Below are 15153 nucleotides of genomic sequence, written 5' to 3'. Positions count from 1 at the left end.
GCTCCAGGGATGCGGTTGCCCACCCGCTGCAACATCCGTGCCGGTTCCCGCCGCAGGCGCGGCGGGTCGGTCAGAGGCTTTCGGCGCGCTTCTCGGGCTCGATGATCTGGCCGAAGCGGATGCCGAACCGCTCGCCCACCATCACCACCTCGCCCTTGGCGATCGGCGTGCCGTTCACCAGCACGTCGAGCGGGTCGCCCGCCAGGCGGTCAAGCTCGACCACCGAGCCTTCCGACAGGCGCAGGAGGTCGCGGATCGTCATCTCGGTGCGGCCGACCTCGACGGTCAGGCGCACGCCGATGTTTTCCAGCAGGCGCAGATTCTCGGCGCCGAGACGTTCGGTGAGGGGGCGGGCTGTGTCGGTCATGCGGGCTCCGGTCGGAAGGGGCGGCGAGGCCGCGGGAAAGGCTCAGGTGCGGGCGCGCCTGCGGGTGAGGTTCAGCGCGGCCTGCCCGCCGCGCTCGCCGGGGACGCCCTCGAAGATGGGCTCGTTCTCCACCAGCAGCGAGACCGCCTCGGTCAGCTGCACCGGAAGCACGTCCCCCGGCTGGATCTGCATGAGCTGGCGCAGCGGCACCTCGGGCTCGCAGAGCCGCGCCGACAGGGTCAGCGGGATCGACAGGATCGCGCGTTCCAGCTTTTCGCGCCAGGTCCGGTCGTCGTCCACGAAGTCCGACTGCATCCGCGAGCGCAGCTGCGACGAGATCGGCTTGAGCGTCTGGAGTGGATAGAGAATGTCGAAGCTCGCAGGCTCGGTGTTGGGCAGCTGCACCATGAACGAGCAGTTCACCACCATGTCCTCGCCATCCACGAACGAGGCGAACTGCATGGATTCCTCGCGGCTGACCACCGTGAAGCTGAGCGCCATCAGGTCGCGCCAGGCCACCTGCAACGCCACGTTCAGCCGGTCTGTCACCAGCTCGATGACCCGCTGCTCGGTGGCGGTGAATTCGGTGCGCGTCGTGGGGATGTGGCGGATCTGCCCGCCGTAGTAGCTGTCGGTCAGAAGCGAGATGAAGGGCGGCGGGATCACGATCATCTGGTTGCCGCGCAGTTCCTCGATGCGGCTCGCCGTGATCGAGACGAAATTGTCCTGGCTCGAGCGGTAGTCGTCGAAGCTGCGCACCTCGGGCGGGAAGGAGGAGATCCGCGGCTGAAGCCGCAGCATCGGCAGGAAGACGTCGCGCGCCGTGCGGCAGAAGCGTTCGTTGATGATGCGCAGCGCGTGGTAGTCGCCGAGCAGGTTGAGGTCGTTGTCGCCGAAGGCAAAGGGACGGACTTCCTGTCCGTTCTCCATGCTCAGGCTTTCGCTCGCCTCCATGAGGTTGCCGACGAGGGCTGCGACCTCCTTGGACGAGAGTTTGCGCGGGGTGGCGGCCATGGCTTACTGCAGGATGAAGGAGGGGAAGAAGACGGCCTCGATGCCCCCGAAGCCCTCGAGTTGCTGAAGCCGCGCGTTCACCGCACCGCGCAACGCCTCGGCCAGCCGGTCACGACCGGCCTTGTCCTGCAATTCCTCCTCCGAGAAGGTGCCGATGATGGCCAGCATGTCCGACCGCAGCGCCACCTCGTTGCGGGCGACGTTGTCCATCACCTTCTGGTCATACTGGGTCGAGAGGCCGATGCCGACCTGCAGGAAGCGGCGCGAGGCGCGCAGGTTCGTCGTCAGCGGCTCCTTGAACTGGTAGTAGCTGGTGACGAAGGCTTCCTTGTTGGGCGTGGGCCGCGGCACCTTCTGCGGGGCCTTGGGGTCGATGGCCGCGGGCGTCTCCTCGTCGGCGGGTGTGCGCTCGATCAGGCGCATCACATCCTTGGCGGGGGAAAGCGGATTGGCGAAGTAGAAGAATCCCGCGCCGAACCCCAGCGCCAGCAGCACGACCGAAAGCAGAAGCAGGCCGAGCATGCGCAGGAGGCCGCGTCCGCGGCGGGGCTTGGGATCAAGGGTGGCGGTTGCGTCGGTCACGGTCGGGTCCTCAGGCGATCAGGTTGACGAGCCCGGCCGCAGGGGCGGCGGGTTCGGGCAGGACGGGAGAGGGGCGGAAGGTCCGGCGCGCAGGGCCCTGTTCGGGGCTGTCGCGCCGGGCGCCGGTGTCGCCCTGTCCCGCCTCGTGACGGGCCAGCGACAGGCCCTGCTTCTCGAGCAGGTCGGACAGGCGCCCTTCCTGCCCCGCAAGGAGGCGGGCCGCCTCGGCGGTCTCGGTGACGAAGCTCACCTGCGCCGCGCCCTCGCGCATCTCGACCCGGATGCGGAGCCGGCCCAGCGTCTCGGGCGCGAGGACGATCTCGATCTCGGAAGTGCCGGCCTCGGCGGCCTCGAGGACATGCTCCTGCACCTCGATCGGCCAGTCAGGGTCCCCGAGCGCAAGTCCCTCGGCGGGGCCCGAAGGCTGGGTCTCGTCGGCCCTGTCCGTTCCCGAAGGCGGCAGGGCGGCCGTGTCCACACCGGCGGGCGGCCGCTCGGCCATGGGCGCGCGGGGAACGGAGGCCTCCGCCGGTTCCGGCGCCCGATCCGGCTGCGGGGACAGGTCCCCCGTCCGCTTCGGTGCGGCCTCGAAATCCGCGCGCGGCGCGGCGGCGGAAGGCTCGACAGCCTGTGCCTTGGGCTCCGACGCCGGCTCCGGTCCGCGCTCGGCCATGGTCGGGCCGAGTCGCTCCCGCGGCGGTGCCGATTGCGGAACGGGTGCCGCCGTCAGGGCCGCATCGGGCGCGCGCTCGCCCGAACGGGCCGCGGGGGCCGACCGGACGGGCTCGCGTTGGGCGGCCGGCCGCTCTCCGGGCTCGCGGACAGGGGCCGTCTCATCCGGCATCGCCGGCGTGTCGGGCAGGACATCCTCCGGCTTGCCCGCCGCGACGAACGCCTGCCGATCCCCTTGGTGAACCGGGCCCATGCCGGACGGCGCACGCGGCAGATCCTCTGCCCGCCCCGCGCGGTCCGCCAGGATCCTCACGCGCTCCGGCGTCGGCGCTGTCGGCGCAGGTGTGTCCCTGCCCGGCGCAGCGGTCGTGGCAAGCGCGCCGGGCTCCTGAGCCGGGACGGTCAAGGCAGGCGCAGGGGCCAGCGTCTCGGCCGGCCGGTCATCCTGCGAAGGCGCCGCGGCGTCCGCTGCGGCCGGCGCCTCTCGAGGCATCTTGGGCTCTTCGGCCGGCTCGGGCTCATGTCTCGAAGGCGGCGCGGCGTCCGCTGCGGCCGGGGGGGCGAGCGACACTCGGGGCGTCTTGGGCGCCTCCCTCGAAGGTGACACGTGGCTCTCGGGCCGGATGTCATCCCCGGGCTGCGCGGCGGTGTCCGGCGATGGAGGCGCAGCCTCGGACCGCGCAACGGCAGGGGCCGCGCCTTCAGGTGCTGAGGCCCCGGGCCCCACGGGCAGCGCGGGAAGGATCGCCCCGTCTCCCGCAGCTTGCAGGGCACCGGCGTCTGTTCCCACCGTGATCGACAGGCGGCCTGTCGGCCAGCGCAGGGACGCGGAGGGTTCGGGTTGCGCAGCCACGGCCGAGGGGTCAACCGGGCGCCGTCCGAGCGGTGCGGGCAGCTCGGCGGCAAGCTCCTCCACAGGAGGCGCGTCGTCGGCCGGACATCGGGACAGGTCGCCGGGGGCCGGCACGGTGGGAACGGCAGGCGCCCGCGCCGGAGCGGCCGAGTTGGCCGCCAGCAGGGCCGCGAACAGATCGGGCGCCGCCGATGCCGTGGCAACCGGCCCCGCGATCGCGCGCCAATCCTGTGCTTGTGCCTCGGCGACCTTCATGCCTGCCTCCTGAACTGCTTTCCCGTTTGCAAGATCGGTGCCAGACCGGGCGCTCTTTCCGCAGCGCCGCTCAGCCCCGGCGCAGGGCCGGGCGCGCGGCTTCGGCGCGTGCGATGCGCTCTTCCGTCTCGGCGGCAAGCGCGGTCGCGGCGCTCTCCTGAAGGAGGCGCGTCCGGTGATCCTGCCGTGCCATCTCGGCCTGCGCCACGCCGAGCGCGGCCGACAGTTCGGCCGCCCGCTGCGCGCTGCGCTCCGCCTGTTCGGCGATCTGGAGGGTCAGCCGGTGCGCGCGGAACAGGTCGGCCGCCGCCACCGGCCCCTGCGCCGTCGCCCGACGGCTTTCCAGCATCTGCGACAGCCGCTCCGAGATCGCCTCGGCCTCGGCGTGGCGGTCGCGCGCCTCGCGCAGCGCGCCCTGCACCTGCATCAGGCGCACCGTCTCGCGCCGCGACATGAGGGAGAGAAGGTGGCTCTTGGTGGTCATGTCACATCCCTGTCAGATCCAGCAGCGCCGTGCGGCTGGCTTCGAAATCCGATGGCTCGTGCGGGCCCTGGCCGATCAGCGCCCGGATCTTCGGCCAGAGCTGCACCGCCTGGTCGAGGTCGGCGTCCTGCCCCGGCGCGTAGCCGCCCATCAGCATCAGGTCCCGGTTGTCGGTGTAGAGCGAGATCAGCTGCCTCAGCCGCGCGGCGGCCTTGCGGTGACGCTCATCCACCACGTCGTTCATGGTGCGGCTGACCGAATGGGGGATGTCGATGGCGGGATAGAGCCCCATCTGCGTCTGCCGCCGCGACAGGACGAAATGGCCGTCGAGAATGGCGCGGGCGGTATCGACGACCGGATCGTTCGTCGTGTCGTCGCCGTCGGCCAGCACGGTGTAGATCGCGGTGATCGCACCCTCGCCGGGCAGACCGGGCCCGGTGCGCTCGATCAGGCCCGGGATCATCGAGACGACGGACGGGGGGTAGCCCTTGGCGGTCGGCTGCTCGCCGAGCGCAAGGCCCACCTCGCGCTGCGCATGGGCCACGCGCGTCAGGCTGTCCATGATCAGCAGGACCTGCTTGCCCTGCGCGCGGAAATGTTCGGCGATGGCGGTGGCGCGTCGGGCGGCGCGCAGGCGCAGCAGCGGCGAGCGGTCGGCGGGCACGGCCACCATGCAGAGCTTGCGCGCCGCCTCACCCTGCATGACCGAGGCCGCGAAGGCGCCCACCTCCCGCGCGCGCTCGCCGATGAGGCCCACGACGATGACATCGGCCGCGGTGTAGCGCGTCATCATCTCGATCAGCACCGACTTGCCCACGCCCGAGCCCGCCACGATGCCGATGCGCTGGCCCTGACCCACCGTCAGCGCCGCGTTGATCGCGCGCACGCCGACGTCGAGCGGACGGCTGACGGGCGTTCGCGCCAGCGGGTTCATCGTCCGCCCCGCGAGCGGCCATTCCGCCGAACAGTCCGGCGGGGGCAGACCGTCGAGCGGCGCGCCCTCGGCGTCGATCACGCGCCCTAGGAGTTCCGGCCCCACCGCCGCCATCTGGCCGCCCGGCACCAGACGGACGCGCGCGCCCGCGATCACCGGGGCGCGCGTATGGTCGAGAAACAGCAGGTTGCTGCCCTTGGCAAAGCCGATCACCTCGCCCTGGACCTCGGAGCCGTCCTCGGTGGCGACGCGGCAGAGCGCGCCGGGGCTGGCCGGAAAACCCGCACATTCGAGAAGGAGACCGTCGTAGCGCGAGACGCGCCCCGTCACCTCCGGCGCCTGCCGCTGCGGCAGATGCGCGAGATGATGGGCGAGGCTGTCGATCAGCGCGTTCATGAGGCCGCCGCGGCCGAAGCGCCGATGGCGTCGGCGGGCGCGGTCTCCGGATCGCGGCCGGGGGCGGCGGCCAGAGGCGCGACTCCGATCAGGTCGGCGAGCACGATCCCCTCGGCGCGCACCTCCAGATCGCCGCGGGCCAGCCTCGGATCGGCCGTGATCCGCGCCGGCGGACAGATCCCTCCGGCCTCGAGATGCGGGGCTACGGCGCGCAGATCCTCGGCATTGAGCCGCAGCGTCACCTCGCGCAGGCCATGCGCCACCCGGTCGGCCAGCGTCTCGATCCGGGCGGCGAAGGCCTCGGGGTGGGCGTCGATGGCGAGGCCCGCACGCTGGCTCGCCAGGGCCCGGACCGCGCCCTCGATCAGCTGGGCAAGCCGCGCCGTATCGGCGGGGGTGGGCGCCGACAGCCGGGCGGCGAGTTGCAGGAACGTGTCGCGTGCGGCGCCGAGCGCGGCCTCGGCCTCGGCACGGCCCGCCGCACGGCCCTCGGCCAGACCCTCCGCATGGCCCTCGCGGCGACCCTCGGCGCGGGCGGCCTCGAGGAGCGCGGGATCGGGCGGCACAGGATCGGGCAGGGCGGGGGCGGGCGGCGCCGGCGGTTCCGGTTCCAGCACCGGCAGGGCGGCCCCTTCGGGGGCCACGTCGCGCACCAGCCCCGCAAGGGGCGTGGGGCGGAACGGTTCGGCCGGCGCGCGCACCGGCACCGCCGAGCGGCCAAATCCGCGCGCGTTCGACTCGCGGATCAGCGCCAGCACATCCTCGGGTCCCATGGGCGTCCGCGCGTTCATGCCTTACACCATCTGCTCGCCGCCGCGCCCCGCGAGCACGATCGTGCCCTCGTCCGACAGCTGCCGCGCCACCGCGATGATCTGCTTTTGCGCGGCCTGGACGTCCGTCAGCCGCACCGGCCCCATCGCCTCCATCTCGTCGCGCACATTGGCCGCCGCGCGGGTGGACATGCAGCCGAGGATCTTGGCCCGCAGCATCTCGTCCGCGCCCTTCAGCGCCAGCACCAGCGTCTCGTTGTCCACCGACCGCATCAGCGTCTGAAGCGAGCGTTCGTCGGACTTGATGAGGTTGTCGAAGACGAACATGTTGTCCTGGATCGCCTGCATCAGATCCTTGTCGTCCTTGCGGATGTCCTTGAGGATCCGGGCTTCGGTCGCCGTGCGGGTGAAGTTCATGATCTTGGCCGCGGCCTTCACGCCGCCGATCTGGCTCGCGCGCATCGTGGTCGAGGCCTTGAACTTGCGCTGCATGACCTGCTGGAGATCGGCCAGCGCCTCGGGCTGCACCGTGTTGAGCGAGGCGATGCGCTGGACCACCTCGGGCTGGATCTCCTCGGGCAGGAGGGCCAGCACCTGGGCGGCCAGCGCGTGATCGAGGCAGGCCACCGTCAGCGCCATGATCTGAGGGTGCTCGTCCACCAGCAGCTCGGCGATCGAGGGCGCATCCATCCAGTCGAGGATCTCGAGCGGCCGCTCGGAGGCGGACTGGCCGATGCGGCTGATGACCGTCTCGGCCTTGTCCTCTCCGAAAGCCGCCGACAGGACGTTGCGGATATAGCCCGCCGCGCCGAAGCCCAGACCCGTCTGCAGCCGGAGCGTCTCGAGGAAATCGTCGAGCACGAGGCTCAGCGTGTCCTGATCCACCCCGCGGACCGTGTACATGGCGGCGCCCAGATGCTGCACCTCGCGCGGCGAGAGGTTGCGCATGATCTGCGCGGCGGTGGTCTCGCCGAAGAGCATGAGCAGGATCGCGGCCTTCTGCGTTCCCGAGAGCGTCTTGAAGTGATCGGCGGCTTTCGACATCTCAGTTCACGGTATCAAGCTCGGAGGCGATCATCTGGCGGAAGGTCGTGGCGATGCGCCCCGAGTCCTCCTCGACCAGCTTGCGGATCACGAGGATCTGCTCTTCGTGGCTGCGCGCCGCGTCGAGCATGTTCTTCGTGAGCGCGCCCTGCCGGGCCTTGAGACGGGCGCGCACATCGTCCAGCGTCTCGCCTTCGCCCACCTCGACGGCGGCCTCTCCGGGCGAGAGCGGCAGCGCGCCGGCCGCGGCGGGGGCGGGCAGCAGGACGCGGTTCAGGATGGGCCGCACGACACCCAGCGCCACCACGGCCAGGGCTGCCAGCAGGAAGGCCTGACGGGCCAGATCGGCCACCCAGGGCTGCGAGGTCCAGCCCGGCGGCTCGGGCATGATCGTGTCGAGGAAGGGCTGGGCGGTGATCGTGACCACGTCGCCGCGGGTCTCGTCGAAGCCGATGGCCGAGCGGGTCAGCCGGTCGAGATCGGCCTGCAGCGCCTCGGGCAGGAGCGGCGGCGGAGGCGCCTCGGGGTCGGCCGGGGCGGGCTGCGGCTGGGCACGGATCACCACGGCGGCGCTGACGCGGGCGATGCGGGCGGTGGCGGGCAGCGTGGTCTCGACCTTCCGGCTGATCTCGAAGTTGCGGGTCGAGTTCTGCGAGCGCGACCGCAGGGCCGGCGGGGCCGCTCCCGCCTCGGTGGGCGGCGCGCCTTCGGCCAGGGCGGCCTCGGGGGGCGGCGCGTTGGCGACGGCGCCCGGGATGCCGCGGGCCTGCGGATCGGCGCTTTCCTCGACCTGGCTCTGCTCGGACAGGATCGCGGTCCGGTCGGGATCGACCTGCTCCTCGCGGATCTCCTGACGGGTGAAGTCCATGTCGATCGTGACCTGGACCGCAAGGTTGCCCGGGCCGGTGATCGGCGACAAAAGGCTCTCGATCCGGTTGCGGTAGAGCGTCTCCATCTGGACGCGGTGCTGGAGCTGGCGGTCATTGAGCAGCACCGCCGGATCGTCCGAGCCGCGCGACAGCAGGCGGCCCATCTGGTCCACCACCGTCACATCCTGCCGCGCCATCCCCGGCACCGAGGAGGAGACGAGGTTCACGATCGCCTCGACCTGCGCGCCGTCGAGGGCGCGCCCCGGCGCCACCTGCAGGAAGACGCTGGCGCGCGGCGGCTGGCTGTCGCGCAGGAAGGCCGACCGTTCGGGCAGCGCCAGATGCACCCGTGCCGCCGAAACCGCCGAGATCTCGGTGATGGAGCGCGCAAGGTCGAGTTCCTGCGCCTGCCGCAGCCGCGCGGTCTCGACCGATTTCGAGGTGCCCATCGGCAGGTCGCTCAGCATGGCGTTGCCGTCGGGCAGGCCCTGCGGCAGCCCCTGCGCGGCCAGCAGCATCCGCGCGCGGTGGTAGTCGCCGCCGGGCACGGCCACCTCGCCGGTGCGCTCGTCGATGACGGCCGCGATCCCGCCCCCCGTCAGCGTGTCGATCACGCGGGCCTTCTCGGCTTCGGGCAGGCCGGGATAAAGCGTGACCCGCGAGGGCTCGCGCATCAGGATCCAGCCGGCGAGGGCCAGCACCGTGACGCTGAGGATCACGATGGCGGGCATGGCGCGGCGCAGCCCCGGCTGGTCGCCGAACTGGCGCAGTTGCGAGACCATGCCGCGCATCTGGAGCGCCAGCGGGCTGTCGGCGCCGCGCACCGCGGGAGGGGTGGGAGAGAGGGCCATCGGTCGCTTTCCCCGGATCTCAGACCGGCATGTTCATGATGTCGCGGTAGGCGCCGAGCGCCTTGTTCCGCACGTTCAGCGCCAGCTGGAACCCGAGCGAGGAAACCTGCTGCGAGACCATCACCTCGGCCAGGTTGCCGCCCTCGCCGCGCTCGAAGGCCGAGGCCTTCTCGGCCGCCTCGGTCTGCGACTTGGCGAGCCCCTCGAGGGCGCTGCCCAGCCGCTCGCTGAAGGCCGGGGCCTGCGCGCGGTCGGTGGATGAGACAGGCTCGGGCCGCTGGCTCGCCGAGGGGCCCTGAAGCGCCACCAGCGGCGAGGCGCCGGAGATGCCGTTGATGCTCATGGGCCGCGCTCCGTCAGACCGCGGCGAGATGCAGCGCGCGCACCGGCAGCTGCGGCACGGCGTCGATCACGATGTCGGCCGCGGTGATCCGGCTGTCCTCGTGCAGCACCAGCGCGCGCTGGATCACGTTCTCCAGCTCGCGCACGTTGCCGGGCCAGTCGTGGGCCAGCAGCACCTCCATCGCCTCGGGCGTCACCAGCGGCAGCGCCACGTCGGCGGGGCAATGGCGGCGCAGAAGCGAGACGGCAAGCGCGGGAATGTCGTCCTCGCGCTCGCAAAGGGGCTTCGTCGTCAGCGGGAAGACGTTCAGCCGGTACCACAGGTCCTCGCGGAAGCGGCGGGCGCGGACCTCTTCGGGCATGTTGCGGTTCGAGGTGGCGATGATGCGCACGTCCACGGGCACCTCGGTCTGGCTGCCAAGGGGCGTGACGCGCCGCTCCTGCAGCACACGCAGAAGCTTGGACTGCAGGCCCATCGGCATTTCCGACACTTCGTCGAGCAGGAGCGTGCCGCTCTCGGCCGCGCGGATGATGCCCTTGTTGGCGCCCGAGGCGCCGGTGAAGGCGCCCTTCTCGTGGCCGAAGAGGATGGCCTCCAGCATGTTTTCGGGGATGGCCGCGCAGTTGATCGCGATGAAGGGGGCGGCGGCCCGGCGGCTGGCCTCATGCACCTTGCGCGCGAGCACTTCCTTGCCCGAGCCGGTCGGCCCGTTGATGAAGACGGTGACATCGGTGCGGGCCACGCGCGCCGCGAGGTCGATCAGCGCCCCGGTGGCCGCATCCGCCGCCACCATGGCCGACACCTGCGAGGCGAGCACGTCGGCCAGCATCAGAAGCGCCGCGTCCCGGTGCGCCGGCTGGCCGGAGGCTCGCGGCAGCGCCACGCGCAGCAGCCGGCCGCCCATCTCGCCGGAGATGGCCAGCGCGTCCGCGCCTTCCTCGACGATCACCACCGCCCGGGCGCCGGCGGCGCGTGCCAGCGCGGTGATGCCCGGCGCACCGCCCGAGGCGGCCTCGTGGCGCGCCGAGCAGGCCAGCACCGCCACCGGCCCGCCCGTCCCGGCCTGCAGGCGGACACGGCGACGCGCGAGCAGCCCCTCCAGCGCGTGGGCGGCGGCGAAGTCGGTTCCGATGATCTGGATGGCGGCCATTTCTGCTCCTCGACGTTTCTTGCCTGTCGCGGATGAAGAGGCAGAAATCGTGCCACCTGCGCGCTCGGCGCCGGAAAAATTTTCGCCGCCCTCTAAAACGGCCGCGGATAAGGCCGATGGAGCTCGGAACCGGATGGCTGCGGCGGACGTTGTCGGATGTTGGACGCCCCCGGGCCGTCGGCCGCCCGTCGGATGGAGCCAAGGCGCGGACAGCGCGCGCTTTTCCGACAGCACTTTCGGCTCGCGGGTGGGCATGCAACCGGACGAAGCCCCGACTTCCGCCGGTGCGCTTCCTCCTTCGGCCACATCCGGGCGCGCCATCCCATACGAAGGGATGTATCCGTTCCATCCGTCCGGCATCTCACATTTCGGGCCACCCGGTCGTTTCCCGTCGAACGGAACAAAGATTGCGGGGCCCCAAGCGTCATGTTGTCCAAGACCTACCACCTGAAATTTCCCAGCCTGGATGCCGCGCAGATCGCCGTCCCCTTCGTGATCGAAGCCCTCGGCAACGCCATCCCCACCTGCAACCTGAGCGGGCTGAACGTCCTGATCTCGAAGGAGGGGGATGTTTCGATCAATGTCTTCTTCCCGGCGATCGGCGAGCTCAAGAATTTCGAGAAGAAGCACGGCGGCTTCCTCGACACGATGAAGAAGACCTTCCTGTTCAAGTCCACGGGCTTCGACGGCGTCTGCATCTTCAACTTCGACCGGAACGAAGAGGCCGCCTGACGGCGGTCCGCAAGGCATTTCCCAGACATGTGCCCGCCCGTCTCACCTCCTCGTCAGGCCCGCAGGCCCGGCCGTCTCCGGACCGGAGGGGCGGGTTTCGCCATCCGGCCGTCCGTGCCCGGACCGGCCGGTGCGCCGTGCCTGCAGGATCCGACCGACGTGGCCCGCCACGCGGGGATGCCCGCATGAGCGCGATGACCGAGACCGGCGCCGATGGCGGGCTGATGCGGGTGTCCTCCGACAAGATCAGCCGTCTGATGGATCTTGTGGGGGAGCTGTCGCTGTCGGTGGCCGAGACGGTCCATTCGCCCGATCTGGCGGGGCTCGAGCTGACCTCCTTCGATGCGGCCGTGCACCGGCTGACCATGATCGTGCGCGAGGTTCAGGACGCGGCGACCGAGCTTCGGCTCGTCCCGGTCGAGGAGGTGTTCAAGCGCCTGCGCCGCATGGTCCGCGAGCTGGAGCGCCAGACCGGCAAGAAGATCGAGATGGTGCTCGAGGGCGAAGAGACGGCGATCGACAAGCTCGTGGCCGACCAGCTCTACGATCCGCTGCTGCATGTGGTGCGCAACTCGGCCGATCACGGGCTCGAGTCGCCCGCCGAGCGGCTGGCGGCGGGCAAGCCCGAGACCGGGCGCATCACCCTGTCGGCCGCGCAGGTCGGCTCGGAAGTGCGGATCACCGTGGCCGACGACGGCCGCGGCCTCTCGCGCGACAAGATCCTGAAGCGGGCGCGCGAGCGCGGCCTCTTCGGACCCGACGAGGAGCCCGAGCCTTCGGTGCTCTGGAAGGTGATCTTCCAGCCGGGCTTCTCGACCGCAGAGGCGGTGACGAACCTCTCGGGGCGCGGCGTCGGCATGGATGTGCTGAACACGACCATGACCGCGCTGCGCGGCCGGATCGGGGTGGAGAGCGCCGCCGGGGCGGGCAGCGAGGTGTCGCTCCATATCCCCGTCTCGCTCGCCTTCCTCGATTGCATCATCCTGCGCCTCGGCCAGCGGCTCTATGCCCTGCCGATCGACGTGGTCTCCGAGATCGTCCAGCCCGCCCCCGCCGACGTGATGGGCGTGGGGGCGGCCGGCGGCTCCGAGATGCTGCGGCTGCGCGGCCGCTGGATCCCGGTCTGCCGGCTCGAGAAGTTCTACGACGAACCGACGGCCGGATTGCCGCCGCTCTCGTCGCAGGTGCTGGCCGTGGTCGGCACCGCCTCCGGCGCGATCGCCGTGCCGGTGGACGAGGTCCTCGACCGTCAGCAGGTGGTGATGAAGCCCCTGACGGGGCGCCTCGCGCGGGTGCGGGCAAGCTGGGGCTGCGCGCTTCTGGGAACCGGAGAGGTCGCGCTCGTGCTCGACGGCAACCGCCTTGCGGGCGGAGGTGGCGCATGACCATCCGCGAGGAAGCGGGATACGAGGCGATCCGCATCTGGCTCAGCCGGCGCTGCGGCATCGCCTATCCCGAGCACAAGGGAGAGATGCTGCGCCAGCGCCTGTCGCGGGTGCGCCGGGCCTATGACCTCGGCAGCCTCGCCGATCTGGCCATCCGGCTGAACGCCGCCGGGTCGCACGATCTGGAACTGGCGGTCATGCACGCCGCCTCGACCAACCACACCTACTTCTGCCGCGAGCCCGACGTGCTCGACGCCTTCCGGGCGATGGTGCTGCCCGTCCTTGCGCGGCGCGACGAGATCCGCATCTGGAGTGCGGCCTGCTCGAGCGGCGACGAGGTCTATACGATCGCCATGATGATCGCCGAGACGCTGGGGCCCGAGGGCCTCGCGCGGACGCAGATCCTCGGGACCGACATCAGCGCGCCCATGGTCGAGCAGGCCGAGCAGGGGATCTACCGCCGCCGCCATCTCGAGCAGGTGCCCGACGCCGTCCTGCGGCGCTGGTTCGTGCCGCTGGGCAACGACACCTTCCGGGTGGCGCCCGAGCTGGCCGCGGCCTGCGTCTTCCGGCGCATGAACCTCAAGACCCGGCCCTTTCCGTTCCGCAAGCCCTTTCAGGCCATCTTCTGCCGCAACGTCCTCTACTATTTCGACCGTGCCGACCAGGCCGAGACGCTGCGCGCCCTGCATGACGCCACCGAGCCCGGCGGCTGGCTGGTGACGAGCGTCACCGAGAGCCTGCGCGACCATGACAGCGGCTGGCGTTCGATCGGCGGCGGGCTGCACCAGAAGGAGGCCCGCTGATGCGCGAGCGGGGCTGGGGCGCAGTGCCGGTCAGGGAACGCGAGGGCGCGACCCGCGTGCTGATCGTGGATGATTCCGCCATGGTGCGCCAGGTCCTGTCGCAGGGCCTCGCGACCGATCCGCGGCTCGAGGTGGTGGGCACGGCTTCGAGCGCCGCCGCCGCGCGCGAGCGGATGGCCGAGCTGAAACCCGATGTGGTGACGCTCGATCTCGAGATGCCGCAGATGGACGGGCTGACCTTCCTCAGAAGCTACATGGCCGATGCGCCGGTGCCGACCGTCGTGATCTCGTCGCTCACCCGCGCCAGCGGCGAGGTCGTCATGCGGGCGATGGAGGCCGGCGCGGTGGACATCATATCGAAACCCTCGCTGGGGGTGGGCGAGGGGCTGCCCTCGATCATGCGCGACATCTGTGCGCGGGTCTGGGCGGCGGCCCGTGCGCGCCCGACGCTGCCTTCGGGCGCGGTGCCGCCCTCGATGCCGCCCGAGGCGTCGGACGACTGGATCCATGTGATCGGCGCCTCGACCGGCGGGGTTCAGGCGCTGAGCCGCATCCTGCCCTTCTTTCCGGCCCGCTCGCCGGGGGTGGTCATCGTGCAGCACATGCCGATGGGCTTCACCGCGCCCTTCGCCCGCAGGCTCGACGCGATCTGCCGGATGCGGGTGCGCGAGGCCGCCGACGGCGACCTTGTGCTGCCGGGCCTCGTGCTCATCGCGCCGGGTGGCCTGCGGCACATGGAGCTCGAGCGGGCCGACCGGGGCTATCGGGTCCGGCTCGTTCCGGGCGATCCGGTCTGCTACTCGCGGCCCTCGGTCGATCGGCTCTTCACCTCGGTGGCGGGCGTGGCCGGACAGGCCGTCTCGGCGGCGCTCCTGACGGGGATGGGGCGCGACGGCGCGGCGGGGCTCCTCGCCATAAGGAGGGCGGGGGGACGTACCTTTGCTCAGGACGAGGCCTCGTCGGTGGTTTACGGCATGCCCCTTGCAGCGCGCGACCTGAACGCCGCCGACGAGATCGTCACGCTCGACGACATCCCCGCCCGCATGATGCTGGCCTGCGCGGCCGCGGCCCGCAGCCCCGCCACCGCGGCTTGCGCGCCGCGGCTCACGACTGAACGAGAGGAGACGGCGACATGGCCGAGGATCTGACCCGCACCGCCCGCGCCGAGGGCAAGCCGCTCTCGGAGACGGACAATGTGGATGACATGTATCTCACCTTCGCCCTTGGCGGCGAGGAATACGGGGTGGGCATCGGCGGCGTGACCGAGATCGTCGGCATGCAGCGGATCATGGGCGTGCCGGACGTGCCCGTCTGGATCAAGGGCGTCATCAACCTGCGCGGCAAGGTGATCCCGCTGCTCGACGTGCGGCTGCGCTTCGGCATGGCCGAGCGCGCCTATGACGAGCGGACGGTGATCATCGTGCTCGACGTGGCCGAGGCGCCGGTGGGGCTGATCGTGGACGGGGTGAGCGAGGTGCTCGACATTCCGCCGGCACAGATCGACCGTCCGGGCCAGTTCGGCCGTGGCGGGCGCAGCCCGGTCATGGGGCTGGCGCGGGTGGGGGATCGGGTGACGATCCTTCTGGATGCGGACGTTTTGGTGGCCGATGGCGATCTGTCGCTGCCCGCGGATCTGGTGGCCTGAC

General features: G+C 71.3%; 16 protein-coding genes. 5 read left to right on the top strand and 11 right to left on the bottom strand.

The features are described 5' to 3' along the window. Positions 1-70: 70 nt before the first annotated feature. The 11 genes from fliN to LV780_RS07455 form a co-directional block, all read right to left on the bottom strand. Positions 71-367 (bottom strand): flagellar motor switch protein FliN, encoded by a 297-nt coding sequence (gene fliN / locus LV780_RS07505; RefSeq protein ID WP_011908671.1) that lies wholly within the window; start codon positions 365-367, stop codon positions 71-73. A gap of 42 nt (positions 368-409) precedes the next feature. Next, positions 410-1381, bottom strand: coding sequence for a flagellar motor switch protein FliM (gene fliM / locus LV780_RS07500; RefSeq protein ID WP_011908670.1), 972 nt, complete (start codon positions 1379-1381; stop codon positions 410-412). 3 nt (positions 1382-1384) lie between these two features. Next, positions 1385-1963: a flagellar basal body-associated FliL family protein gene (locus LV780_RS07495; protein WP_011908669.1), complete on the bottom strand. Its 579-nt coding sequence runs from the start codon at positions 1961-1963 to the stop codon at positions 1385-1387. 10 nt (positions 1964-1973) lie between these two features. Next, positions 1974-2948: a flagellar hook-length control protein FliK gene (locus LV780_RS07490; protein ID WP_233863956.1), complete on the bottom strand. Its 975-nt coding sequence runs from the start codon at positions 2946-2948 to the stop codon at positions 1974-1976. An 865-nt stretch (positions 2949-3813) separates the two neighbouring features. Beyond that, positions 3814-4227, bottom strand: coding sequence for a flagellar biosynthesis protein FliJ (locus tag LV780_RS07485; RefSeq protein WP_101342207.1), 414 nt, complete (start codon positions 4225-4227; stop codon positions 3814-3816). 1 nt (position 4228) lies between these two features. Beyond that, positions 4229-5557: a FliI/YscN family ATPase gene (locus LV780_RS07480; protein WP_108220243.1), complete on the bottom strand. Its 1329-nt coding sequence runs from the start codon at positions 5555-5557 to the stop codon at positions 4229-4231. After that, positions 5554-6348, bottom strand: coding sequence for a FliH/SctL family protein (locus LV780_RS07475; protein WP_108220242.1), 795 nt, complete (start codon positions 6346-6348; stop codon positions 5554-5556). Before LV780_RS07475 ends, LV780_RS07480 begins: the two co-directional genes overlap by 4 nt. Before the next feature lie 3 nt (positions 6349-6351). After that, positions 6352-7371 (bottom strand): flagellar motor switch protein FliG, encoded by a 1020-nt coding sequence (gene fliG / locus LV780_RS07470; RefSeq protein ID WP_011908664.1) that lies wholly within the window; start codon positions 7369-7371, stop codon positions 6352-6354. A gap of 1 nt (position 7372) precedes the next feature. Further along, positions 7373-9091 carry a flagellar basal-body MS-ring/collar protein FliF gene (gene fliF, locus LV780_RS07465; RefSeq protein ID WP_108220241.1) on the bottom strand — a complete coding sequence of 573 codons (1719 nt, stop codon included), beginning with the start codon at positions 9089-9091 and terminating at the stop codon, positions 7373-7375. A gap of 19 nt (positions 9092-9110) precedes the next feature. Beyond that, positions 9111-9434: a flagellar hook-basal body complex protein FliE gene (gene fliE, locus LV780_RS07460; RefSeq protein WP_011908662.1), complete on the bottom strand. Its 324-nt coding sequence runs from the start codon at positions 9432-9434 to the stop codon at positions 9111-9113. A 13-nt stretch (positions 9435-9447) separates the two neighbouring features. Beyond that, positions 9448-10584: a sigma 54-interacting transcriptional regulator gene (locus LV780_RS07455; protein WP_117344973.1), complete on the bottom strand. Its 1137-nt coding sequence runs from the start codon at positions 10582-10584 to the stop codon at positions 9448-9450. A gap of 426 nt (positions 10585-11010) precedes the next feature. On the opposite strand from LV780_RS07455, the gene LV780_RS07450 reads away from it, so the two are divergent. The 5 genes from LV780_RS07450 to LV780_RS07430 all read left to right on the top strand — a co-directional run bounded on the left by LV780_RS07450 (position 11011) and on the right by LV780_RS07430 (position 15152). Continuing rightward, complete coding sequence (locus LV780_RS07450) at positions 11011-11316, top strand: hypothetical protein (protein ID WP_011908660.1); 306 nt, start codon at positions 11011-11013, stop codon at positions 11314-11316. A gap of 185 nt (positions 11317-11501) precedes the next feature. Further along, a complete protein-coding gene (locus tag LV780_RS07445) occupies positions 11502-12701 on the top strand; it encodes a chemotaxis protein CheA (RefSeq protein ID WP_108220239.1) in 1200 nt (399 codons plus the stop codon). Continuing rightward, complete coding sequence (locus LV780_RS07440) at positions 12698-13507, top strand: CheR family methyltransferase (RefSeq protein ID WP_011908658.1); 810 nt, start codon at positions 12698-12700, stop codon at positions 13505-13507. The genes LV780_RS07445 and LV780_RS07440 overlap by 4 nt, the downstream gene beginning before the upstream one ends. Then, a complete protein-coding gene (locus LV780_RS07435) occupies positions 13507-14655 on the top strand; it encodes a protein-glutamate methylesterase/protein-glutamine glutaminase (RefSeq protein WP_101341911.1) in 1149 nt (382 codons plus the stop codon). Before LV780_RS07440 ends, LV780_RS07435 begins: the two co-directional genes overlap by 1 nt. Beyond that, the gene (locus LV780_RS07430) at positions 14640-15152 is read left to right on the top strand and encodes a chemotaxis protein CheW (protein WP_011908656.1); all 513 of its coding nucleotides are present in this window, start codon (positions 14640-14642) and stop codon (positions 15150-15152) included. The genes LV780_RS07435 and LV780_RS07430 overlap by 16 nt, the downstream gene beginning before the upstream one ends. Position 15153: the final 1 nt, after the last annotated feature.

The sequence above is a fragment of the Cereibacter azotoformans genome (assembly GCF_021391315.1).
GTDB lineage: Bacteria > Pseudomonadota > Alphaproteobacteria > Rhodobacterales > Rhodobacteraceae > Cereibacter_A > Cereibacter_A azotoformans.
The sequence above is the reverse complement of the archived record's forward strand: the minus strand, read 5'-3'. Positions and strand labels throughout refer to the sequence as shown.